This window comes from Stenotrophomonas sp. S4 (assembly GCF_054187805.2).
The window spans coordinates 2,825,564-2,846,625 of sequence record NZ_CM196188.1; the positions used below are offsets into that span (position 1 = coordinate 2,825,564).

Below are 21,062 nucleotides of genomic sequence, written 5' to 3' on the forward strand. Positions count from 1 at the left end.
GCCGTCATGCACAGCGAACTGCCCGGCTACGCCGAACTGCACTGCCTGTCGGCCTTCAGTTTCCAGCGTGGCGCCTCGATCGCCGAAGAACTGTTCGCGCGCGCCGCCGGCCAGGGCTACCGCGCGTTGGCGATCACCGACGAATGCTCGCTGGCCGGCATCGTGCGCGCCTGGCAGGCGGCGAAGACGCATGGCGTGGCGCTGATCGTCGGCGCCGAATTCCAGGTCGAGGACGGGCCGAAGCTGGCCCTGCTGTGCACCGACCAGGTCGCCTACGCCGGCTTGTGCCAGTTGATCACCACCTGCCGGCGACGGGCCGCCAAGGGCGAATACCGCTGCCTGCGCGAGGACCTGCTCGGCCTGCCCGACGGCCTGCTGTGCCTGTGGCTGGACCGGCAACCGGCCGCCACCGATCTGGAACTGCTACGCACCGGCTTCGCTGATCGGCTGTGGCTGGCGGTGGAGCTGCACCACGAGCACGATGACGCGCGCCGCCTGCAGCAGCTGCAGGCCTTCGGCGAACGCCACTGCCTGCCGCTGGTGGCCAGCGGCGATGTGCACATGCACGTGCGCCGCCGCCGCGCCCTGCAGGACACCCTGACCGCGATCCGTCACCGCTGCAGCGTGGCCGAGGCTGGCTGGCGCCTGTTCCCCAACGGCGAGCGCCACCTGCGCCCGCGCACCGCGCTGGCCCAGCTGTATCCGCCCGCATTGCTGGCCGAGACCCTGCGCATCGCCGAGCGCTGCCACTTCACCCTGGAGCAGCTGCAGTACACCTACCCGCGCGAGCTGGTGCCCGAAGGCCACGACCCGGACAGCTGGCTGCGCGTGCTGGTCGAGCGTGGCATCCCCTGGCGCTGGAAAGGCGGCATCGAACCGGCACAACGCAAACAGATCGAGCACGAACTGGCATTGATCAGGCAGAAGAACTACGCCTCCTACTTCCTCACCGTGCAGGACATCGTGGCCTTCGCACGCAGCCAGGACATCCTCTGCCAGGGCCGTGGCTCGGCGGCCAACTCGGCGGTGTGCTTCGTGCTGGGCGTGACCGAGATCGACCCGGCGCGCAGCAACCTGCTGTTCGAGCGCTTCATCTCCGCCGAGCGCGACGAGCCACCGGATATCGACATCGACTTCGAGCACGAGCGCCGCGAGGAAGTGCTGCAGTATGTATTCAAGCGCTATGGCCGCGAACGCGCCGCGCTGACTGCGGTGGCGATCAGCTACCGTGGCCGCAGCGCGATCCGCGACGTGGCCCGCGCACTGGGGCTGCCGATGGACCAGGTCAACGAACTGGGCGCGGCGATGGACCATTGGGGTGGCCACGTGCCGCTGCCCGAGACCCTGCGCGAGCGCGGTTTCGATCCGGACACGCCCTTGATGCAGCGGCTGCTGGCGCTGACCGCCGAGCTGATCGACTTCCCCCGCCACCTGTCGCAGCACCCGGGCGGTTTCGTGATTTCAGAGCATCCCCTGTCGACCCTGGTGCCGGTGGAGAACGCGGCGATGGCCGACCGCACCGTCATCCAGTGGGACAAGGACGATCTGGATGCCACCGGCCTGATGAAGGTCGACTGCCTGGCGCTGGGCATGCTCACCGCCATCCGCAAGTGCCTGGCGATGCTGCAGCAGCATGGCCTGCACAGCGGGCGCATGGATGCGATCCCCGACGAGGACACCCCTACCTACGACATGATCAGCGCCGCCGACACCATCGGCGTGTTCCAGATCGAGTCGCGCGCACAGATGGCGATGCTGCCACGCATGCAGCCGCGCAACTTCTACGACCTGGTGATCGAAGTGGCGATCGTGCGTCCCGGCCCGATCCAGGGCGACATGGTGCACCCCTACCTGGAGCGGCGCCGGCTGCTGCGCGAACAGGGGCCGCAGGCGCTGGACAGTCTCGAAGAACCGCTGTATCCGCCGCAGCTGGAACGCGTGTTCGCACGTACCCTGGGCGTGCCGCTGTTCCAGGAGCAGGTGATGCAGCTGGCGGTGGATGCGGCCGGCTACACCCCGGGCGAGGCCGATGCCCTGCGCCGCTCGATGGCCGCGTGGAAACGCCGTGGCGGCCTGGAGCCGCATCGCGAGAAGCTGCTGTCCGGCATGCTGAAGAATGGCTTCAGCCGCGAGTACGGCGAGCACCTGTTCGAGCAGATCAAGGGATTCGGCGATTACGGTTTCCCGGAAAGCCATGCCGCCAGCTTCGCCCTGCTGACCTATGCCAGCTGCTGGCTGAAGTGCCATCATCCCGCCGCGTTCACTGCCAGCCTGATCAACAGCCAGCCGCTGGGCTTCTACAGCCCCGACCAGCTGCTGCAGGACGCGCGCCGGCATGGCATCGGCGTGCTGCCGGTGGACGTGCGCCACAGCGACTGGGATTGCACGCTGGATTTCGGCAAGGGGCCGGCGGCGATCCGGCTCGGCCTGCGCCTGGTCGAAGGCTGCAACGAAGCGGCGGTACAGGCCATCATGCGCGAACGTGCGCGCCGCCCGTTCGACGATGTCGGCGACCTGTGCCAGCGCACCGCACTGGACCGCCGCCAGCAGGGACTGCTGGCCGATGCCGGTGCACTGCGTGGACTCAGCGGCCATCGCCATCGTGCACGCTGGGATATCTCCGGCGTGGAGAACCGGCTGCCGCTGTTCGACCAGGCCCGCGCCACCGCCGAAGCCCGCGTGCCACTGCCCCTGCCCAGCGCCTGGGAAGACATGCAGGCCGACTACCGCAGCACCGGCACCACCCTCGGCCGGCATCCGGTCTCGTTCCTGCGCACGCAGCTGCGCAGCCGTGGCTGCCTGGATGCCGCGCAGCTGGCGGCCCACGGCCATGGCCGTCGCGTGCGCATCGCCGGCCTGGTACGCATGCGCCAGCGCCCGCAGACCGCCAGCGGTGTCACCTTCCTCACCCTCGAAGATGAGACCGGCATGGTCAACGCCGTGGTCTGGCGGCACCTGGCCGATCGTCAGCACCGGGTACTGGTCGACACCCAGCTGATGCAGATCGACGGCCGCCTGGAACGCGTCGATGGCGTGCAGCATGTCATCGTGCAACGCATGCACTGCCTGGATGAACTGCTGCAGGGGCTGCGCAGCCACAGCCGCGATTTCCATTGACGATACACGCCGTCACACAACGAACTGGTCATCAGTCCCCCGCATCCGCTATCGTCGCTGCATCCAGGGAAGGACGATACGATGCCCCGCGCACTGCTGCTGACCACGCTGGTGGTCTCCATACTCGCCCTGCTGGTTTCCGGCTGGACCGCCTGGAGCCTGCATCGCAGCCAATCGCCACAGCGCATCATCGAAGCGCGCGGGCTGATCATCCACGACGGCACTGGCCAACCCCGGGTGATCCTCGGCGCGCCGGTGCCCGATCCACTCAGCCGGGGCCGTACCCAGGGGCCGCGCGCCACCGCCCTGTCCGGCCTGATCCTGCTCGGCCCGGATGGCTCCGAACGCGGGGGCTATGGCACCAGCGATCGCGGCGGTGAAGCCGTGCTGACCCTGGATGATGCCAATGGCACCACGGAAGTATTCAAGGTGGTGGCCAACCCGGACCGCGGCGCCAGCCTGATGGTCAAGCACCAGAACAACACCGGCGCCATGCTCACCTCCTGGCAGGGCAAGCCGGAACTGATGTTCGTCGATGACAGCGGCCAGTCCTACTACGTTCGCCCGGGCGCCAACGCCGCGCCCTGATCTGCTTCTGTAGCGTCGAGCCGTGCTCGACTGCTTCTACCAACAGCAGCCGAGCATGGCTCGGCTCTACAAACGCGAAGCAAAGTCAAGCATGGCTCGACGCTACAGACCGCACACCGCCGCCAGGTCATCGGCCAGCTGCCGCAGCTGCGCCGCGCCCAGCGCCGCGCAGGTGATGCGCAGGCCATGCCCCGGCGCCGCCACCGCGAACACCTCGCCAGCGCGCACATGCCATCCGCGCGCGGCCAGCGCCAGCACCTGCGGATGACTGTCGCCCGGCAACGGCAGCCACAGGTTCAGCCCCTCCATCGGCAACGGCGTCGGCAGGCCACGCGCGCGCAGCAGTTCCTGCAACGACTGCAGCCGCTGCTGGTAACGCTCGCCCGCCGAGGCGATCTTCGCCCGCTGCGTTGCCGACCCCAGCACCGAGGTCGCTGCATCCTGCAGCAGGTGACTGACCCAGCCCGTGCCGGACGCCAACCGCAGCCGCAACCGCGACGCGGTCTCGTCATCACAGGCCAGCCAGGCCAGCCGCAGATCCGGGCCGAGCGGCTTGGACAGCGAACGCAGCAGCGCCCAGCGCCGGCCATCCAGCGGCAGTACCGAGTGGTAGGCCTGCTGCGAAAGCAGCGCGTAGTGATCGTCGATCAGCACCACCACCTGCGGGTAGCCCCCCAGCAACTGCCGCAACGCCCGTGCCCGCTTCGCATCCAGGCTGGCCCCGGTGGGGTTGTGCGCACGCGGGGTCAGCAACACCGCACGTGCACCGGCCTCCAGCGCCTGCCGCAGCGATTCGACCTGCATGCCATGTGCATCCACCGTCACCGGCAATGGCGCGTGGCCCACGGCATTGAGCACATTGAGGCTGCCGAGGAAGCATGGATCCTCCACCGCGATGCGATCACCCGGCAGCAGCCATGCCGCCAACAGGCGCTCGATGCCATCGACCGCGCCATGGGTCAGCTCCAGCGCGTACCCCTCGGGGCAGTCCGCATCCAGCGAGGCGCGTGCCAGCGCCTGCAACCTCGGGTCGACCGTGCCTACGCCATACAACCGCGGTGCCGCCGGGGCCAGGCGCAGGTTCGGCAGCAGGCGCGGATCCGGGTTGCCACCGGCCAGGTCCTGCAGCGCCAGCCCCGGCGTGCTGCCCTCGCGCGCCAGCGTCGGCGGCAATCCGCGCACCACCGTGCCACGACGGCCCGCCGTGCTGGCCAGGCCCGCCGCATCCAATCGCTTGTAGGCAGCGGCCACCGTATTGCGGTTCACTCCCAGCTGCTCGGCCAGCTCACGCACTGGCGGCAGCACGCTGCCGGCCGGCAGACGGCCCTTGCCGATGCCCTCGCGGATGCTGTCGAAGATCGACTCGGCGCTATGCCCGGTGATTTTCATTTTGTCCTATGCCAAAATATCTCTTGTCCTGTGCCAGTGTATCCCACCCTGGCCACCCTGCATTGGAGGTGCCTGCATGCCCCTTGCCGCTGCCGACTGGCCCGTCGCCCAGTCCGTTGAACAGATCGCCGCCAACCTGGTCACGGTGCGCCAACGCATCGCCGCGGCCTGCGCCCGTGCCGGCCGTGACCCGGCCAGCGTGCGCCTGCTGCCGGTCAGCAAGACCGTCGATGACGCTCGCATCCGCATGGCGGTGGCCGCCGGTTGCCACGAGCTGGGCGAGAACAAAGTGCAGGAGGCGCAACGCAAGGCCGAGACGATGGCCGATCTGGGCGTGCACTGGTCGGTGATCGGTCACCTGCAGACCAACAAGGCGCGCTACGTGGCGCGCTTCGCCAGCGAGTTCCAGGCGCTGGACAGCCTGCGCGTGGCCGAGGCCCTGCAGCAGCGCCTGCAACTGGAAGATCGCACGCTGGATGTGTTCGTGCAGGTCAACACCTCGGCTGAGCCCAGCAAGTACGGGCTGGAACCGGAAGCCGTCGAAGCCTTCGTGCAGCAGCTTCCCGCATTCGACCGGCTGCGCGTGCGCGGCCTGATGACACTGGCCATCTTCACCCCGGAGGTCGAGCGCGTGCGCGCCTGCTTCGTGCGCCTGCGCGAGCTGCGCGACCAGTTGCAACGCACCGCCCCATCGGGCATCGACCTGTCGCAGCTGTCGATGGGCATGTCCGGCGACTTCGAAGTGGCCATCGAGGAAGGCGCCACCGTGGTCCGCGTCGGCCAGGCCATCTTCGGTGCCCGTGCCACCCCGGACAGCTTCTACTGGCCGAACAGCGGAGCCCCGGCATGAAGCGCGCGGTCGTTCTGCAACACGTCGCCTTTGAAGACCTCGGCACCCTGCAACCGTTGCTGCTGGCGCAGGGCTGGCAGCTGCAGGTGCTGCAGGCCGGTATCGACGCGCTCGACTCTGCCGAAACCGCCGACCTGCTGGTGGTGCTGGGCGGTCCGATCAGCGTCAATGACACAGAGACTTATCCCTTCGTCACCGACAGCATCGCCCTGCTGCAGCGCCGGCTGCAGCAGCAACAGCCGACCCTGGGCATCTGCCTCGGCGCGCAGCTGATGGCCCGTGCGCTCGGCGCCGACGTCGCCGCCAGTGGTGGCAAGGAGATCGGCTTCGCACCGTTGCTGCTGACCGATGAAGGCCAGGGTTCACCGCTGCAGGCCCTGCAGGGCATTCCCGTGCTGCATTGGCATGGCGAGGCATTCGAACTTCCAACCGGTGCCAAACGCCTGGCCAGTACGCCGGCCTGCCGCCACCAGGCCTTCGCCATCGGCCACCATGCGCTGGCCTTGCAATGCCATCCGGAGCTGGACGCCCGCCAGTTCGAACGCTGGCTGATCGGCCACACCCTGGAGCTGGCGCAGGCCGGCATCGATCCGAACGATCTTCGCGCCCAGGCACGTCGTTACGGTGCACCGCTGGCGGCGGCGGCCACCGCGATGTTCGACCACTGGCTGCAGGGCCTGCCGGAGATGCCGCGATGAACTACCGATTGCAGATCCACCGCAATGGCGCCTGCTGGGGCCACTTCGACTGCAGCGGCCCCGATGCGCTGCAGCGCATGGATGCCATCGCCGCGCAGCTGCCTGCCGACCAGGGCTTCCAGTTGACGCGACAGAAGGGGGTTGGCGAAGAACGCATCCTGTCCAGCAATGCCGATGGCCTGCGCGTACTCGCTTCGCAGATCCAGTACCGCGACATCTGACGATCGCCACGGTAGTGCCGGCCGCTGGCCGGCACCCGACGGAGAACAGGTTTGCCGGCCAGCGGCCGGCACTACCCCGGCTGTTCGCCCGCATGCGAAGCTTCACCCATGTTGACGCTGCAACGCGGCAGCCACCACGGACTGCTCATCGCACCGCGCTGGCCCTCGACCCGCATCCAACTGGAAGAAGAGGTACTGCAACGCCTGTGCGACGCACAAGCACTGCTGCCTGCCGGGCTCCGCCTGCTGGTCACGCGCGGCTTCGAACCCAGCCACAGCCGCCTTGGCAGCTTCCGTCGTGGCGTGCGTTGGCTCGGCATCGCGGTGTTCCGGGCCTGCTATCCGCAGCGGCACGATGACGTCGATGCCATCTTCGGCGCCAACGGCCACGATATCGATGGCCGTCATATCGACGTCTCACTGGTACTGCGCGGCAAGCGGCTGCGGCTACTGCCGCTGGGCGTATTCACTCCGCCGCGCTGGCAGGATCGTCGCGTCGCCCGCCATGCAGAAACGGTCGCGCGGGTGAAGCACAGCCTGCAGCACTGCGGCTTCGAGCTGCACCACAACCCCACCGAAGCCCTGCAGATCCACTGCGACTATCGCCCGCGCTGATCCCGCGTCCGGGCAGGTGTGCCATGCCCATCTATAGATGCAAATGATTCTCTTTTGCTGTAAGGTGCAGCCGCTGCCCTTGCCGCCGCGGGCTGTTCCCTTTCCCAGTTGTCGCCCGCCCCGTGTCCACGCCTGTCGAACCGACGGATGTCGCGCAGCTGTGCGCGGCCCATTACCGGCCGCTGCACGCCCATGTCCGCCGCAAACTCCCGCAACGCTGCGACGCCGATGACGTAGTCCAGGAAACCTGGCTGCGCGTCGTCAAGGTCGCCGCCAGCGGCCTGCTGAGCAACGGCCGCGCCTACCTGTACCGCGTCGCCCACAATCTGATCGCTGATCACTACCGGCAACGCCAGCGCCGTCGTGAGGAAGCGCTGGATGACGCGCAACTGCACGCCCTCGCCGATCCTGCACCGCTGCCGGAGCAGCACCTGCTGGACGCCGAACAGCTGCGCCATCTCGATGCGATCATCGCCGCGCTGCCACCGCGCTCGCGCCAGGTATTCCTGCTGGCCCGGGTGGAGCAGATGGCACTGGCCGAGATCGGCCGCCAGCTCGGCATCAGCCGGCAGACCGCGCACGGCCATCTGCTGCGTGCGCTGGTGGCGCTGCAGCAGGTACCCGGCGCATGAGCCGGGATGCGATCGCGCGCGAGGCCGCGCGTTGGTGGCTGGACGGCCACGACGGCGGCCGCGACGAGCGCGCCTTCAACCAGTGGTACCACGCCGATTGCCGCCACGCCGCGCAGTACCAGCACCTGCAGGCGCTCTGGCAGGCCGGTGACGCGACGCCCAGCCTGCAGCGGCACCAGCGCAAGCGGCAGCGCCGGCACCTGCGCGACGCCGGCACTGCCGTGCTGCTGCTCTGTGCCTTGGGCCTGTATACCCGCCAGGCCGCGCCACCCGCCGCCCAGGTAATGCGCACGGCGGCGGGCGAGATCCGCGAAGAAGTCCTGCCGGATGGCTCGCACGTGCTGCTCTCGCCAGGCAGCGAAGTCCATGTCCGCATCGATGCACAGCGCCGGCAGCTGCAGCTGCAGCACGGCCAGGCCTGGTTCAAGGTAGCCGCCGATGCGCAGCATCCATTCCAGGTGCATACGACGCACGGCACGGTCACCGCGCTCGGCACGGCCTTCGACCTTGCCGTGCAGGACAACGACAGCGTGGTCACCGTCACCGAGCATCGCGTCCGCGTGGATAGCGGCAGCCGCAGTGAGCTGGCCATCGAAGGACAGCAGCTGCGCTTCGATGGACAGGCAGCGACCGTCAGCCAGGCTGCCAGCCACAGTGCGCTGGCCTGGCGCGAACGTCGCCTGCATTGGATCTCCACGCCCCTGGCCGAAGTCACCCAGGACCTGGATCGCTGGCATGGCGGCCATACCTGGATCATCGGCGCACACCTGCGCCAGCAGCCGGTCACCCTGCTCGGCAGCGCCGACGGTGCTGCGCGCAGCCGTGACCAGCTGGCCACGCAGCTGCATGTGCGCGTGCTCCGCCTGGGCGCGGGCGTGCAGGTGTGGCTGCCGCCACGCAGGGGACATCGCGATGCACCCTGACATCGGCCCTGCCGCTGCGTCTACCCAGGATGACGACGCGCTGCGTCAGCCCCTGGAGCCCCCGATGCTGTTTCACCGCCCCCTTGTCCTCGCCCTGTCACTGGCCTGCGCCAGTCCGCTTCCGTTGTTGCCTGCCAGCGCACACGCGCAGGCCGCTACCCGCCACTTCGATCTTCCTGCACAACCGCTGGCCAGCGCACTGGACGCCTACAGCCGGTTGACCGGTGTCGACCTGGTGATCGGTGCGGCACTGCCGGGCGGCCAGACGGCGCCAGCGCTGCGCGGACAGTTCGACGACGCTCAGGCCCTGTCGCGCCTGCTGGCCGGCAGCGGCCTGCGCCCCCGCTTCATCGACGCACGCCGCGCCACCCTGGAACCGGCGCCGGCCGAACCCGCCGATGGCAGCCGTCGAACCGGCCCGCTGCGCGTGCAGGGCGATACCGCGCATGGTCATTCTCCCGGTGCAGGCGCCAGCCAGTATGTGCCGGCCACGCGCGATGGCTTCGCGCCGGCGGTCGGCAGCGAGCGCGTGGCGATGGCCGAACGCCAGGACGGCAACAGCCTGCTGCGTTCGATGCCCGGCACCCACAGTTTCCATTCGCGCAGCCAGCCTGGGCTGCAGGTCAACATCCGCGGCATGACCGGCGCCGGCCGGGTCAACACCATGATCGATGGTGTCACCCAGACCTTCCGCAACAACGCCGGGCATGGCTCGGGTGGCCCGTTCGCCTATGTCGACCCGTTCCTGCTGGCCGGCGTGGACGTGCAGCGCGGTGCGGTGGCCGGCGGTGATGGCGCCGGCACGCTGGCCGGCAGTGCCAACTTCCGCACACTGGACATCGACGACCTGCTCGGCGAAGGCCGTGACTGGGGCCTGCGTGCGGGCTATCGCCATGGCAACAACGGCTATGGCAGCGGCCGCACCTTCGCCGGCGCGTGGCGCCACAGCGAAGACGGTGGTGACCGCCAGTTCGGCCTGCTGGCCGCCGCCAGCAGCAGTCGCAGCAGCGAGTACGCCACGGCACGCGGGCAGAAGAACAATGCCGACCCCGGCAGCCAGCAACCCAGCAGCTGGCTGTTGAAAGCACGCCTGCAGCCCAGTGACCAGCATCGGCTGGATCTGAGCCACATGCGTTACGAAAACGACTTCTACCACAACTACCCGTGGCAGATTTCCGCGCGCAACCAGCGTGCCAGCTACCACTACACGCCCTACACGCCGTGGATCGACCTGCGTGCGACCTTCGCCAGCAACAAGACCCGGCTGTTCTATCCGCCGGTGGAGGACTCCAGCTACATCGGCCGCCGCACCCACAGCAGCCTGAGCAGCTGGACACTCGACAACACCAGCCGCTTCGACATCGGCGCACTGCAGGCGCGCTGGAACACCGGCATCAAGCACCAGTCGGACATCTACGTGGCCGACACCCCGACCCTGCGCGGCGCCAACCCCCAGGGTCGCAGCCAGCTGGACAGTGTGTTCAGCACGCTGGAACTGCAGTACGACGTCTACGCGCTGACCGCAGGCCTGCGCCAGGATCGCTATGGCGTCCGTGGCCACGTCCCGGTGTGCTCGGATGTCCCCGGCCAGTGCGCGGAGATCAACGGCGGCGGCATCGACGTGCGCCGCACCCAGCACGCGCTCAGCCCCAGCCTGGCGGTTTCGTGGCAGGCCACCGACTGGCTAAAGCTGTTCGCCGAAGCCTCGCGCACATCGCGCCCGCCGCGCGTGCAGGAGATGTTCTTCGAGAAAATCCCACTGGAAGGCATGAGCGATGCCGACGGCGTGGGCGCCAACCCGTTCCTGCGCCGTGAGCGCTCGCGCAACCTGCAGTTCGGCGCCAACCTCAGCACCGACTCGCTGCTGGTTGACGGCGACCTGGCCCAGCTGCGCGTCACCCGCTTCGACAACCGCATCCGCGACTACATCAAGCCGCAATACCTGCTGATCGTGCATCCGCCGGAAGTGGAGCCCTTCGTGGTACCGATCGACAGCGATCCGCAGCTCACTGCCTGGACCGATTCGCTGGACGTGGACGATTTCAGCACCACCACGCGCTGGATGAACCACCCGGGCGTGGTGCGCATGCGCGGTATCGAGCTGGAAGCGCACTACGCCAGCGAGCACTACCACGCCACGCTGAGCTGGACACGTTCACACACCAGCGCGCCCGCCATCGAATTCGTCAACCTGGAAGACATCACCGCCCTGCCCGACCGCTACTGGACGCTGGACGTGGGCGGCCGCTGGTGGCAGCAGCGCGTGCAGGCCGGCCTGCGCGCCGAATACTCCGGGCCCACCGAAGAAGGCTACGACTTCTTCCAGACTCGCAAGACCGGCGGTACCGGTGTACTGCTCGACTTCTACGCCAGCTTCAAGCCCCAGCCCAACACCACGCTGTGGCTGAACATCGAAAACCTGCAGAACAAGGCCTATGACAACAATGCCTCGATCGACAGCATCTTCAGCCCGATCCTGGACCGCGGCAACGGCCGTGGCCGCACCGTCTCGATGGGCGTCAATGTGGCGTTCTAGCCGTCACTGGCTGCCGCTGTGCCTGCTTGCGCTGGCCGCAATGGCCAACGCGCAGCCGATGCCCGGCACGGTGCTCGACCTCGCCAGCGGCCAGACCCTGGACGAAGCTGCGTTCGTGAAGCGCGCAGCGAACGCCCCGCGACTGCTGCTGGGCGAACGCCACGACCTGGCCGGAGACCACGCCGCCCAGCGCTGGCTGCTGCACGTGCTGCAGCAGCAGCGTCCACAAGGCGCGCTGGTGCTGGAGATGATTGCCAGCGAACGCCAGCCGCGCCTGCAGCGGGTGCAGCGCTGGCTGGCCAAGGGCAACCATGCCGACGGTGCGCGCCTGCAGGAGCTGCTGGGCTGGGATACACGATGGCCGTGGACCGCCTACGGCGGGCTGGTGCAGGACGCCACCGCTGCCGGCGTCCCCTTGTTCGGCGGCAATCTCGCGCGCGCCGAGGTCAACGCGCGCCTGGCGTCCGCGGATGCAGTGCGGTTCCCGGTGGCCGCTGCCCGGCAACGCCTGTCGGCCGTGGTGCTGGCCCAGCACGCGGACGCAGCACCGATGCTGGAAGGGATGCTGGCCGTGCAACAGGCCCGCGACACGCGCATGGCACAGGTAATGACCGAGGCACCTGCACCCGCGCTGCTGGTAGCCGGTCGCTGGCATGTACTGCGCGGTACCGGCGTGCCGGGCTACCTGCCAGCGGACACACCAGCGCTGGTGATCGCACTCGCCTCGCCGGGTGAAACCATCGAGGCGGCCGACGCTGACCTGCTATGGGTGCTGGACGATGAGTGAGCGCGGCCAACACTGGCAGGCGATCGCCATCAGCATCGGCCTGCACCTGTTGCCCCTGCTGCTGTTGGTGCACTGGGTGGCCACGCCGCCGTTGCTGCCGCCGCCTGAGCAGGACGTGCGCATCAGCCTGCGCCTGCTGGCGCCGGCGACACCGCCCCAGCCAGTGGAAGAGCGCCAGGCCGACACCCCGAGCCAGGCGCAGCAGGCGCGCGCATCCCAACCAACGAAGTCGCCCCCGCCACCGAAGCCCACCGCCGCACGCCAGGGCGAGGTGGCCGCCAGCGAACGCGGTGGCCCTGGCCGGCGCGCCCTGCCGGTCGCCCCGCCTGCGGCCGTGACCGATGCAAGTCCCGCACCGGCATCGATCACGGCCGCGCCGCCCGCTCCCGACGCACCACCGGCGGACTTCCAGGCCGGCGCCGCCAGCGACCAGTGGGAAGCCCGCCTGATGGCGCGGCTGGAGCGTTACCGCTACTACCCCGCCGCCGCGCGCTCGCGCCGGCAGCAGGGGACGGCCTGGGTCAGGGCCAGCATCGATCGCGAGGGACGCCTGCTCGCGCTGCGGTTGGAGCAGTCCAGTGGCCAACCGATGCTCGACGACGCCGCGCTGCAGACGTTCCGCCGCGCGCAGCCGCTGCCGCCCATTCCCGTGGAAATGAAGGCACCGCAGGAACTGGTGGTGCCGGTGGAGTACTACCTGCGCTAGGCGGCGTAGGCCTCCGCCTCGATCTCGAACAGCATGCCGTCCAGCGCCAGCCGCGGCACGGGAATCAGGGTGCAGGTCGGCGCCGCGCGGTTCGGCCAACGCCGCCGCACCTGACGGGCGATGATGCCCAGCCGGTCCTCGTCGTGGTCGACCACCAGGATGCGCAACCGTGCGACATCGGCCAGGCTGGCCTGCGCCGAACCCAATGCAATCTGCAGGTTGTCCAGTGCCTGCTCGACCTGTTCCTCGAAACCGGGGGAGAGATGGCCATCGGCATCCTCACCGCCCTGCCCGGCGATATGGATCACCCGGGCGGGAAGGCGCACCACGGCCACGTGCGAGTAGCCATTGGCCGAAGGGTCGTAAAGCCCCGCAGGATTGAACAGTTCCAGCAGGCCGTGGCCGAGGTCGGGGGTAGTCAGCAGGTTCATGCCGCATGCCTCGTTGGGGATGCGAGTGAGTCTGCAACCTGAACATGAGTTGAGGTCAAACAACGCCCGTGCAACAGATCGATTCGCCACGCGCAACGATCACGTCCACGCCGGATCCGCCGTGAAATCGATGGTCAACCAGAAAGTACTGGCCCGGGCATCCAGCCGCACCGCGATCTCATCGCGCATCGCGTCGACTTCGCCCACCGACCCCAGCGGCGTGGTCGGATCAGCCAGCACATGGATCTCGATGAAGCGCATCCGCCCCATCTTCGCCACGTGGCTGGTGAAACCGGCATAGCCACGCTCGGCCACGAACGCCTGCATCACCTGTTGTACGCGCCGGTCCAGATCATCCGGTGCCACCTGCAGCACTTCGCGCATGGCCTTCCACGCGCTGCGCGCCGGCACCGGCAGCACCGCCAGGCTGATCAACGCCAGCACGATCGAATCCAGGTACGGCACCCAGTGGTGCCACTCACCGCCGTGCAGGACCAGCGCCAGCACGAAGGCCAGCACCACCGCCAGGCTCATCAATCCGCCCAGCAGCCAGCCGCGCACGTCCAGCCACAACAGGGCGGAGCGCAGGTGCCGCGCACGCTGTGCGACGAATGCCGCCATCGCCAGATTGCTGGCACTCAGCAGTGCCGCCCACCACAGCGCGGGCCCGAACTTCACCTCGTGCCCGCCCGTGGTCAATCCGATCACGGCGTTGGCCAGCGCATACACGCAGGCCAGCGACAGGATCACACCGCCCAGCGCCTCGACCATCGGCTCCAGGTGCCAGTAGCCGTACTGGAAGCGCGGGCTCTGCTCCCGCGCCACCAGCCGCAGCACCGACAACGACACCAGGGTCAGGGCGACGTCGACCAGGCTGTACACGCCGTCGAACAGGATGGCCTGCGATCCCACCAGCAGGCCACCACTGAAACCGACCGCGCTCACCGCCAGGGTGACCCCGATCGAGAACTTCAGGATGCGTTGCTCGCGCGCGGTATCCATCGTTCGCCGAAGGGCCGACCGTTGCGGGTCAGGCCTTCAGCACCTCCACCTTGTACGAAACCACATCCCCCTCCTGCTCGATGATGAGCCCGTGCACGTCCGACTCGAAGCCAGGGAAACGGGCGTTCTGCTCGCGGGCGATGCGCAGCGACTGGATGATCGGCTCGTCGCTGTCGCCGAAGCGCTCGCCGGGCATGATGGTCGGGATGCCCGGCGGGTACGGCACCAGCATGGTCGCCGCAATGCGGCCACTGATCTGCTCGATGTCGACCCGCTCGATCTCGCCCTTGACCAGGTGGTTGTAGGCATCGGCCGGGGTCATCACCGGCGTCGGCAGATCCACGTACATCTCGCGCATCACCTTGGCCACGGCGAATTCCTGGTTGAACGCATGCAGCGCGTCGCACAGGTCACGCAGGCCCCAACCGGCGTAGGCATTCGGATAATCGGCAGCCAGGGTCGGCAGTGCCTGGCTCAGCGGCGCATTGCGGTCGTACAGCTCCTTGAACGCCATCAGCTCGGTCACCAAGGTGCTCCACTTGCCCTTGGTGATGCCCATCGAGAACAGGAACAGCACCGAGTACAGGTTGGTCTTCTCCACGGTGATGCCGCGGCCCCATAGGAACTTGCTCAGCACCGCCGCCGGGATGCCCAGCTTGCCCATGCTGCCGTCCATCGCCAGGCCCGGCGTCAGCAGGGTCACCTTGATCGGGTCGATCAGCACATAGTCGTCGACCAGGTTCTCGAAACCGTGCCAGTGCGCATCCGGCTGCAGGTACCACTCCTCGCGCTTGGCCACCAGCGGCGCCGGCGTATCGCCCTTGTCCAGGCTGCGCTCGACCTGGGTCGGCTGCCACACGCTGAACCACCAGTCATCGCGACCGAGATCATCGCGGACATGCAGCATCGCGCGGCGGAAGGCGATGGCCTCGTCATGCATTTCCTGCACCAGCGAACGGCCGGCATCGCCTTCCATCATCTTCGAGGCCACGTCGCAGGCCGCGATCACCCCGTAGTGCGGGCTGGTCGAGGTATGCATCATGAACGACTCGTTGAAGCGCTCGGCATCCAGGTTGCGCTGCGCCGAGTTGCGTACGTGGATCATCGACGCCTGCGAGAACGCGGCCAGCAGCTTGTGGGTGGAATGCGTGGTGAAGATGATCGCATCCTGCTCACGCGGCTTGCCCTTGGCCATGCCGTAGTGGTTCTCGTAGAACGGGTGGAACGCGGCGTAGGCGTACCAGGCTTCGTCGAAATGCAGGAAATCGACCGCACTGCCGATCTCGTCAGCGATCTTCTCGGCGTTGTAGCACAGGCCGTCGTAGGTCGAGTTGGTGACCACCGCGATGCGCGGCTTGGAGCCTGCCTTGTAGGCCTGGCTGGCCAGCGGATTGGCGGCGATGCGCTGCTGCAGCGACTCCGGCGTGAACTGGTCCAGGCTGATCGGGCCGATGATGCCGTGCGCGTTGCGGCTGGGCGTGAAGTACACCGGCACTGCACCGGTCATGATCAGCGCGTGCAGCAGCGACTTGTGGCAGTTGCGATCGACGAACACCACGTCGCCGCGCGCCACCGTGCCATGCCACACGATCTTGTTGGCGGTGGAAGTGCCATTTGTGACGAAGAAGGTATGGTCGGCACCGAAGTTGCGCGCCGCCTCGTTCTCGGCATCCTTGATCGGGCCGGTGTGGTCGAGCAGCGAGCCCAGCTCCGGCACCGAGATCGACAGATCGCTGCGCAGCGTGTTCTCGCCGTAGAACTGGTGGAATGCACGGCCGACCGGCGACTTGGTGAACGCCACGCCGCCGGCGTGGCCCGGCGTGTGCCAGGAATAGTTCGACTCGGCCGCATGATGGATCAGTGCCTTGAAGAACGGCGGCAGCAGATTCTTCATGTAGTCTTCGGCCGCGCGCATCACCTGCCGCGAGATGAAGCTCTTGGTGTCTTCAAACAGGAAGATGAAGCCGTGGATGTACTTGAGCAGCTTGCTCGGCACCTTCTCGATGGTGCGGCGCTCGCCGTACAGGAACACCGGCAGGTTGGCGCGGCGCGCGCTCTGCTCGCGCAGGAAGGCAGTCAGGCGCTGGAACTCGCCATCCACCTCTTCGCTGCCGTCGATCGAGATCAGCACCGCCGAGGCCGCCACATAGGTGCGGGCACCGGCGCGGGCATCATCCAGGTTCAGGCCGCACAGCACGCGCTGGTCGTTGCTGCGCAGTTCTTCCACCAGGGCGCGGATCAGGATGCCGCCGATGCGCGGCGACTCGTAGTCGTTGTCGATGACAATGACCGGATAGTCCAGGGACTTGAAGTACACGTTGATTCTCCTTGTCGAACTCAGGAACGCTGGGCGCCGGCGCTGATGGCCGATGCCTCGCGGGCGCGCTGCCGCTGCTGGCGGCGCTCCTCGCTGAAGAAGGGATAGAACACGGTGATGAACAGCACGAACAGGAAGGCGTACTGCACGATGGTTCCCGACGAGCCGTAGATCGCCCACAGGCAGTACACGACGGTCAGGCTGGTCAGGGTCCAGAACGCACCGGTGTGGACCAGGGTGTGCGAGCGCTCGACCACGAAGTAGCAGGCCACGCACGAGTAGATGTAGGGCAGCAGGGTCAGCACCACCGCCGCCGACGTGATCACGTCGAACTGGGCCGACGCGGTCTCCGAGGTGGAGGTGACCAGCACCGCCAGGGTCATCAGCACCGCCACGATCAGCACGCCCTTGACCGGCACATCGTCCTTGTTGGTCTTGCTGAAGATGCTCGGGAACAGGCCATCATCGGAAGCCGCCTTGGCGCTCTGTGCGGTCAGCAGGATCCAGCCGCCCAGCGAACCGGCCGCACCGATGAAGGCGCACAGGCTGACCAGCGCACCGCCCCAGCCCCCCACCGCCTTGGCCGCGGCCAGTGCGAACGGCGCATCGGACACCTGCAGTTCCGAGTTCGGCACCATGCCCATGATCACCGAGGAGCTGGCGATGTAGGCGATGGCGGCCAGGAACACACCGGCCAGCGTGGCGCGGGCCACGTTCTTTTCCGGGTTCTCCACCACGCCGGCGGTCACCGAAGCCGACTCCACGCCGATGAAGGCCCACAGGGTGAGCGCCGCAGCGCTGGAAATCGCGCCGAAGTTGGATTCACCCGACACGTTGTAGGCGCCCTTGAAGATGTCGGCATCGAAGAAGAACCAGCCGAAGATCGCGATGCCCAGGATCGGCACCAGCGCGAAGCTGGTGGTGACCGTCTGCACGCGGCTGACGAAGGCCGGACCGATCATGTTGGCGAAGCTCAGCGCCCACACCAGCACCAGCACCGCGATGCAGCGCACCAGCGGCTCGGACAGGATCGGGAAGAAGTAGCTGAAGTAGCCCACCGCCGCGATCGGGATGGCGACGTTGCCGATCCAGTTGGCGAACCAGTAGATGGTGTTGGTCTGGAAGCCCATATACGGCCCGAACCAGTCACGCGCGTAGGCATAGGGACCGCCCGCCTTGGGTGCCAGCTTGCCCAGCTTGGCGAACACGAAGGCCAGCAGCAGCGCACCGGCGGTGGTGATCAGCCAGCCCCAGATCGAGGCGGTACCGATCTTGGCCAGGCTGGACGGCAACAGGAACACGCCTGAGCCCATCATGTTGCCGGCGACGAGGAAGGTGGCTCCGACCACCCCGATTTTCTTTGCTTCTGCCATGACAATCTCCTGTACTGGCATGAGCCCGGTGCAGCCGGGCGTGGGGACGGGTTACGCTGGCATACGACCGCTGGCGCCTATTTGATGAAGTTGTATTGCAGGCTGCCCTGCACCCGGACCGTGTCGCCGCGCGCGCCGCCCTGCTGTTCCAGGCGGCCGTACAGCAGCTCCATGCCCATCGTCCACGAAGGCGCCGGGCTCCAGATCAGGTTGAACACGCCGTAGCGGCTCTGCCGGAATGCGTCGGCCGCCAGTGCGGCATTCCGCTCCAGGGTCAGCTGGCCGAAGATCAGGTTCGAACGCCACAGCTCGGACCAGTAATGGGTGTAGCCAACAAAACCGCCGTGCAGGTCCAGCGCGTCGAGGCGGCCATCGGCACCGACCACCGCATCCAGCCCGGAGCCGGTCAGGTCGGCGGTGTAGCGACTGAGGCCGCGCCCGCCGAGTACGCCGAACAGCAGCAGGTCGCGCTCGCCCACTGAGGCCGAGCCGCTCATCTGCAGGCCGCCGGCCGTGCGCCGGTCGCGCTCGCCATCGCCGTCATAGGCCAGGCTGCGTGCCACTGCCCCCAGCTGCAGGTGACCCCAGTCGCGCTCCATGCGCGCGGTCACGGTCACGTCGGGCAGGCGGTTCACTGCCGCTCGCGTGTCGCTGGCGCCAGCAAGTTCAGTCTTCGGATCTTCGGCGGCGACGGTGAGGGTGTTGCCCTTGCCCATCGCAAAGCTGTGATGGATGCCGGCCACCAGCAGGTAACCGGCGCCACCAGGGCCGGCGAAGTCCAACGTGTCGGGCAGGCTGTCCGGATCCATGAAGCTGGAATAGCCGTAGCCGGCATACGTATTGCCGAGCTGGCCATAGGCATGGCGCAGGCGGAACTCGTAGCCATCGCTGCTGCCGAAGAAATCATTCTCCAGGTAGAAGCGCAGGTTGCCGTGCGTGGTCGGGCGCCGCGCCTCGAAACTGAAGCGGGTCTGCTTGGCGTGGATGTTGAAGTTGGAGACATCGCGATGACTGCCACCCACCGGCATCGACGAGGGAATGAACTGATCCTCGTCACCGGCCGCACGCGAATCGGCAATCGCATCAAGCTTGGCGTAGCCGCCGATGCGGATCACCGTATCGGTGCCGGGAATGGCAAAGAAGCCCTTCAGATCCGGGTCGGTCGGCCCAGCGGCGCTGTCAGGACGCGAGGCCGCCGTTGAGGGGTCGGCCACGGATTCGCGCTGCGGCAGCACCGGCTGCGCCACGCCCGGCACCTGGGTGGCATGCAGCAGGTTGGCGCCGCTGGCGGTGGCGACCATCGGCGCCGGCACCTGCGGCGTGGCCGCTTCAGCTCCCTCTCGCTGCTCAAGCCGATCCAGGCGCTGCTGCATGCCTTCCAGCGCCTGGCGCATGGCAGCGATTTCCTGGCGCAACGCCTGCGCATCTTCCTGGCCATCCTGCTGCGCATACGCTGGCGTGATCGCCAGCGCGGTCAGACAGGCCAGACTCAGTACCGCCAAGCGCATTGCATCCTCCCTGGACAAACACTCGCAACGCGCTGGCCGGACACAGGCGCACAGCGCCCTGGCCTCGCGTTGCCGTTGCTGGAAATGCGGATACTGCGTTGACGACACCGGCCAGCCTGCATCCGGCAGGCAACAGGACGATGACACTGCCCTGCCCGCACCGGTGTCGAGCCCATCAAGGCCGCGCTGCCAGAGAGGTGGCGACCGCAGCGGTCTGGGTAACAATCGGGGGGTGAGAGTGTCGTGAATGGCTGTGCCGACCGCCCCGGTTCAGGGCATGTCTGGCGCGGCATCCATGGCGCGTTGACGCTGTATTCCATGCGTCACAGGCTAATCCGCCTGTCGTTTTTGACCTTGATTGGAATCAAGGCGCGATGCTTGATGTCAGTCACGATTCAGACGTGACGACGAGCAACTGCTGCGCAGCCCCTGCAGGAACGACGAAAAGCAACAGGCCCGCATGCTGCCATGCGGGCCTGTGGGTTACATCACGACGTTGGCGGCGATCAGCGTGGGCCCAACACCGTCTGCAGGTCGGCGCCCTGCGGCAGGCCCGCGCGACGCTGCACCTGACCCTGTGCATCCTGGAACAGGATGCCCGGCGTGCCCTGGAACCCCATCTCGATCATCAGCACCTGGTTGGCGTCGAGCTTGCCGGCGATCTCGCGGCTGATGCTCGGCAGGGCCTTGATGCCACCACGGTCGAACTGGTGTTCGTTTTCCAGCAATGCCGCACTCGGGTCACGCGCGGACAGGATGGCGGCGGCCTTGGCCGGGCTGTCCTCGCGGATCACGCCAACCATGATGTGGCGCAGCTGGACCTTGCCCGCGTCGACCCACGGGCGGGCCGCTTCCCAGAACTTGTGGCAGTACGGGCAGTTGGCATCACTGAAGGTGTAGACCACGCGCGGCGCATCGGCCTTGCCGTCACGCACCCAGGCACTGGCTTCCAGCTTGGTCCACATCTTGGCCGACATCGGTGCAGCGACCAGCTTCTCCACCGCCTCGGCGGCCACATCGTTGCCTTCGGCGTCGAACAGGCTGCCTACCAGCACGTGCTTGCCGTCGGCGGTGACGTAGGCCGCAGCCGGCTGCTGCCCGCCCACCACGCCAGCGAAGCCGCGCAGACCACCCGGTGCATCGAACTCGGCAACGACTTCGAAGCCGTGCTTCTCGATGCCTTTCAGCACTGCGGGGCGGTCACCCTTGGCCGCAGTGGCCGGAGCGCTGGCCGCCGGTGCTGCGGCCGTCTTGCCCGGCGGGGTCTGGGCCTGGCTGCAGGCGGCCAATGCCAGCATGACCGGCAGCAACAGCACCGCCGGAGCGATGCGCAGGGAAGTCGACAACATGGGAACTCCGTAGTGAGATG

18 protein-coding genes are annotated in these 21,062 nt (G+C 67.7%); 11 read left to right on the plus strand and 7 right to left on the minus strand.

From position 1 onward, the window contains the following. Window positions 1–6 precede the first annotated feature (6 nt). Together ACUZUJ_RS13225 and ACUZUJ_RS13230 are read left to right on the plus strand one after the other, a co-directional pair. Entirely contained in the window at window positions 7–3,117 is a 3,111-nt protein-coding gene (locus ACUZUJ_RS13225; protein WP_458219860.1) for an error-prone DNA polymerase, read from the plus strand. Between the two features lie 81 nt (window positions 3,118–3,198). Beyond that, window positions 3,199–3,705, plus strand: a complete 507-nt coding sequence (locus ACUZUJ_RS13230; RefSeq protein ID WP_049443333.1) for a hypothetical protein — start codon at window positions 3,199–3,201, stop codon at window positions 3,703–3,705. 102 nt (window positions 3,706–3,807) lie between these two features. On the opposite strand, the gene ptsJ is transcribed toward ACUZUJ_RS13230, so the two are convergent. After that, complete coding sequence (ptsJ, locus tag ACUZUJ_RS13235) at window positions 3,808–5,094, minus strand: MocR-like B6 salvage transcription factor PtsJ (protein ID WP_458219861.1); 1,287 nt, start codon at window positions 5,092–5,094, stop codon at window positions 3,808–3,810. Window positions 5,095–5,170: 76 nt separating this feature from the next. Between ptsJ and ACUZUJ_RS13240 the strand changes: the two genes are divergently transcribed. From ACUZUJ_RS13240 to ACUZUJ_RS13280, 9 genes are all read left to right on the plus strand, one after another. Then, window positions 5,171–5,944 (plus strand): YggS family pyridoxal phosphate-dependent enzyme, encoded by a 774-nt coding sequence (locus tag ACUZUJ_RS13240; protein ID WP_014037577.1) that lies wholly within the window; start codon window positions 5,171–5,173, stop codon window positions 5,942–5,944. Further along, on the plus strand, window positions 5,941–6,642 hold the full coding sequence (locus tag ACUZUJ_RS13245) for a glutamine amidotransferase (protein ID WP_458219862.1): 702 nt from the start codon (window positions 5,941–5,943) through the stop codon (window positions 6,640–6,642). Before ACUZUJ_RS13240 ends, ACUZUJ_RS13245 begins: the two co-directional genes overlap by 4 nt. Next, a complete protein-coding gene (locus tag ACUZUJ_RS13250) occupies window positions 6,639–6,863 on the plus strand; it encodes a hypothetical protein (protein WP_458219863.1) in 225 nt (74 codons plus the stop codon). Before ACUZUJ_RS13245 ends, ACUZUJ_RS13250 begins: the two co-directional genes overlap by 4 nt. A 108-nt stretch (window positions 6,864–6,971) precedes the next feature. Next, complete coding sequence (locus ACUZUJ_RS13255; RefSeq protein WP_458219864.1) at window positions 6,972–7,478, plus strand: hypothetical protein; 507 nt, start codon at window positions 6,972–6,974, stop codon at window positions 7,476–7,478. Window positions 7,479–7,600: 122 nt separating this feature from the next. Beyond that, on the plus strand, window positions 7,601–8,110 hold the full coding sequence (locus ACUZUJ_RS13260) for an RNA polymerase sigma factor (RefSeq protein WP_049444443.1): 510 nt from the start codon (window positions 7,601–7,603) through the stop codon (window positions 8,108–8,110). Beyond that, window positions 8,107–9,033: a FecR family protein gene (locus ACUZUJ_RS13265; RefSeq protein ID WP_458219865.1), complete on the plus strand. Its 927-nt coding sequence runs from the start codon at window positions 8,107–8,109 to the stop codon at window positions 9,031–9,033. Before ACUZUJ_RS13260 ends, ACUZUJ_RS13265 begins: the two co-directional genes overlap by 4 nt. A gap of 64 nt (window positions 9,034–9,097) precedes the next feature. Beyond that, a complete protein-coding gene (locus ACUZUJ_RS13270) occupies window positions 9,098–11,569 on the plus strand; it encodes a TonB-dependent receptor (protein ID WP_458219866.1) in 2,472 nt (823 codons plus the stop codon). After that, window positions 11,556–12,356 (plus strand): ChaN family lipoprotein, encoded by an 801-nt coding sequence (locus ACUZUJ_RS13275; protein ID WP_458219867.1) that lies wholly within the window; start codon window positions 11,556–11,558, stop codon window positions 12,354–12,356. Before ACUZUJ_RS13270 ends, ACUZUJ_RS13275 begins: the two co-directional genes overlap by 14 nt. Further along, a complete protein-coding gene (locus tag ACUZUJ_RS13280) occupies window positions 12,349–13,062 on the plus strand; it encodes an energy transducer TonB family protein (RefSeq protein ID WP_458219868.1) in 714 nt (237 codons plus the stop codon). The genes ACUZUJ_RS13275 and ACUZUJ_RS13280 overlap by 8 nt, the downstream gene beginning before the upstream one ends. On the opposite strand, the gene ACUZUJ_RS13285 is transcribed toward ACUZUJ_RS13280, so the two are convergent. From ACUZUJ_RS13285 to dsbG, 6 genes are all read right to left on the minus strand, one after another. After that, complete coding sequence (locus ACUZUJ_RS13285; protein WP_014037586.1) at window positions 13,059–13,493, minus strand: RidA family protein; 435 nt, start codon at window positions 13,491–13,493, stop codon at window positions 13,059–13,061. The two genes, ACUZUJ_RS13280 and ACUZUJ_RS13285, sit on opposite strands and share 4 nt — an antisense overlap. Window positions 13,494–13,592: 99 nt before the next feature. Next, the gene (locus tag ACUZUJ_RS13290; protein WP_458219869.1) at window positions 13,593–14,495 is read right to left on the minus strand and encodes a cation diffusion facilitator family transporter; all 903 of its coding nucleotides are present in this window, start codon (window positions 14,493–14,495) and stop codon (window positions 13,593–13,595) included. A 28-nt stretch (window positions 14,496–14,523) separates the two neighbouring features. Continuing rightward, the gene (locus ACUZUJ_RS13295; protein ID WP_101765690.1) at window positions 14,524–16,812 is read right to left on the minus strand and encodes an Orn/Lys/Arg family decarboxylase; all 2,289 of its coding nucleotides are present in this window, start codon (window positions 16,810–16,812) and stop codon (window positions 14,524–14,526) included. Window positions 16,813–16,832: 20 nt separating this feature from the next. After that, the gene (gene adiC, locus ACUZUJ_RS13300; protein ID WP_014037589.1) at window positions 16,833–18,185 is read right to left on the minus strand and encodes an arginine/agmatine antiporter; all 1,353 of its coding nucleotides are present in this window, start codon (window positions 18,183–18,185) and stop codon (window positions 16,833–16,835) included. Window positions 18,186–18,262: 77 nt separating this feature from the next. Further along, window positions 18,263–19,693, minus strand: coding sequence for a DcaP family trimeric outer membrane transporter (locus tag ACUZUJ_RS13305; protein ID WP_458219870.1), 1,431 nt, complete (start codon window positions 19,691–19,693; stop codon window positions 18,263–18,265). A gap of 506 nt (window positions 19,694–20,199) precedes the next feature. Beyond that, window positions 20,200–21,042 carry a thiol:disulfide interchange protein DsbG gene (gene dsbG, locus ACUZUJ_RS13310; protein WP_049444457.1) on the minus strand — a complete coding sequence of 281 codons (843 nt, stop codon included), beginning with the start codon at window positions 21,040–21,042 and terminating at the stop codon, window positions 20,200–20,202. Window positions 21,043–21,062 lie beyond the last annotated feature (20 nt).

Coding starts and splice junctions, on each gene's coding strand:
- ACUZUJ_RS13225 (WP_458219860.1), top strand. CDS start 7: ATGCACAGCGAACTGCCCGGCTACGCCGAACTGCACTGCCTGTCGGCC.
- ACUZUJ_RS13230 (WP_049443333.1), top strand. CDS start 3,199: ATGCCCCGCGCACTGCTGCTGACCACGCTGGTGGTCTCCATACTCGCC.
- ptsJ (WP_458219861.1), bottom strand. CDS start 5,094: ATGAAAATCACCGGGCATAGCGCCGAGTCGATCTTCGACAGCATCCGC.
- ACUZUJ_RS13240 (WP_014037577.1), top strand. CDS start 5,171: ATGCCCCTTGCCGCTGCCGACTGGCCCGTCGCCCAGTCCGTTGAACAG.
- ACUZUJ_RS13245 (WP_458219862.1), top strand. CDS start 5,941: ATGAAGCGCGCGGTCGTTCTGCAACACGTCGCCTTTGAAGACCTCGGC.
- ACUZUJ_RS13250 (WP_458219863.1), top strand. CDS start 6,639: ATGAACTACCGATTGCAGATCCACCGCAATGGCGCCTGCTGGGGCCAC.
- ACUZUJ_RS13255 (WP_458219864.1), top strand. CDS start 6,972: ATGTTGACGCTGCAACGCGGCAGCCACCACGGACTGCTCATCGCACCG.
- ACUZUJ_RS13265 (WP_458219865.1), top strand. CDS start 8,107: ATGAGCCGGGATGCGATCGCGCGCGAGGCCGCGCGTTGGTGGCTGGAC.
- ACUZUJ_RS13270 (WP_458219866.1), top strand. CDS start 9,098: ATGCTGTTTCACCGCCCCCTTGTCCTCGCCCTGTCACTGGCCTGCGCC.
- ACUZUJ_RS13275 (WP_458219867.1), top strand. CDS start 11,556: ATGTGGCGTTCTAGCCGTCACTGGCTGCCGCTGTGCCTGCTTGCGCTG.
- ACUZUJ_RS13280 (WP_458219868.1), top strand. CDS start 12,349: ATGAGTGAGCGCGGCCAACACTGGCAGGCGATCGCCATCAGCATCGGC.
- ACUZUJ_RS13285 (WP_014037586.1), bottom strand. CDS start 13,493: ATGAACCTGCTGACTACCCCCGACCTCGGCCACGGCCTGCTGGAACTG.
- ACUZUJ_RS13290 (WP_458219869.1), bottom strand. CDS start 14,495: ATGGATACCGCGCGCGAGCAACGCATCCTGAAGTTCTCGATCGGGGTC.
- adiC (WP_014037589.1), bottom strand. CDS start 18,185: ATGGCAGAAGCAAAGAAAATCGGGGTGGTCGGAGCCACCTTCCTCGTC.
- ACUZUJ_RS13305 (WP_458219870.1), bottom strand. CDS start 19,693: ATGCGCTTGGCGGTACTGAGTCTGGCCTGTCTGACCGCGCTGGCGATC.
- dsbG (WP_049444457.1), bottom strand. CDS start 21,042: ATGTTGTCGACTTCCCTGCGCATCGCTCCGGCGGTGCTGTTGCTGCCG.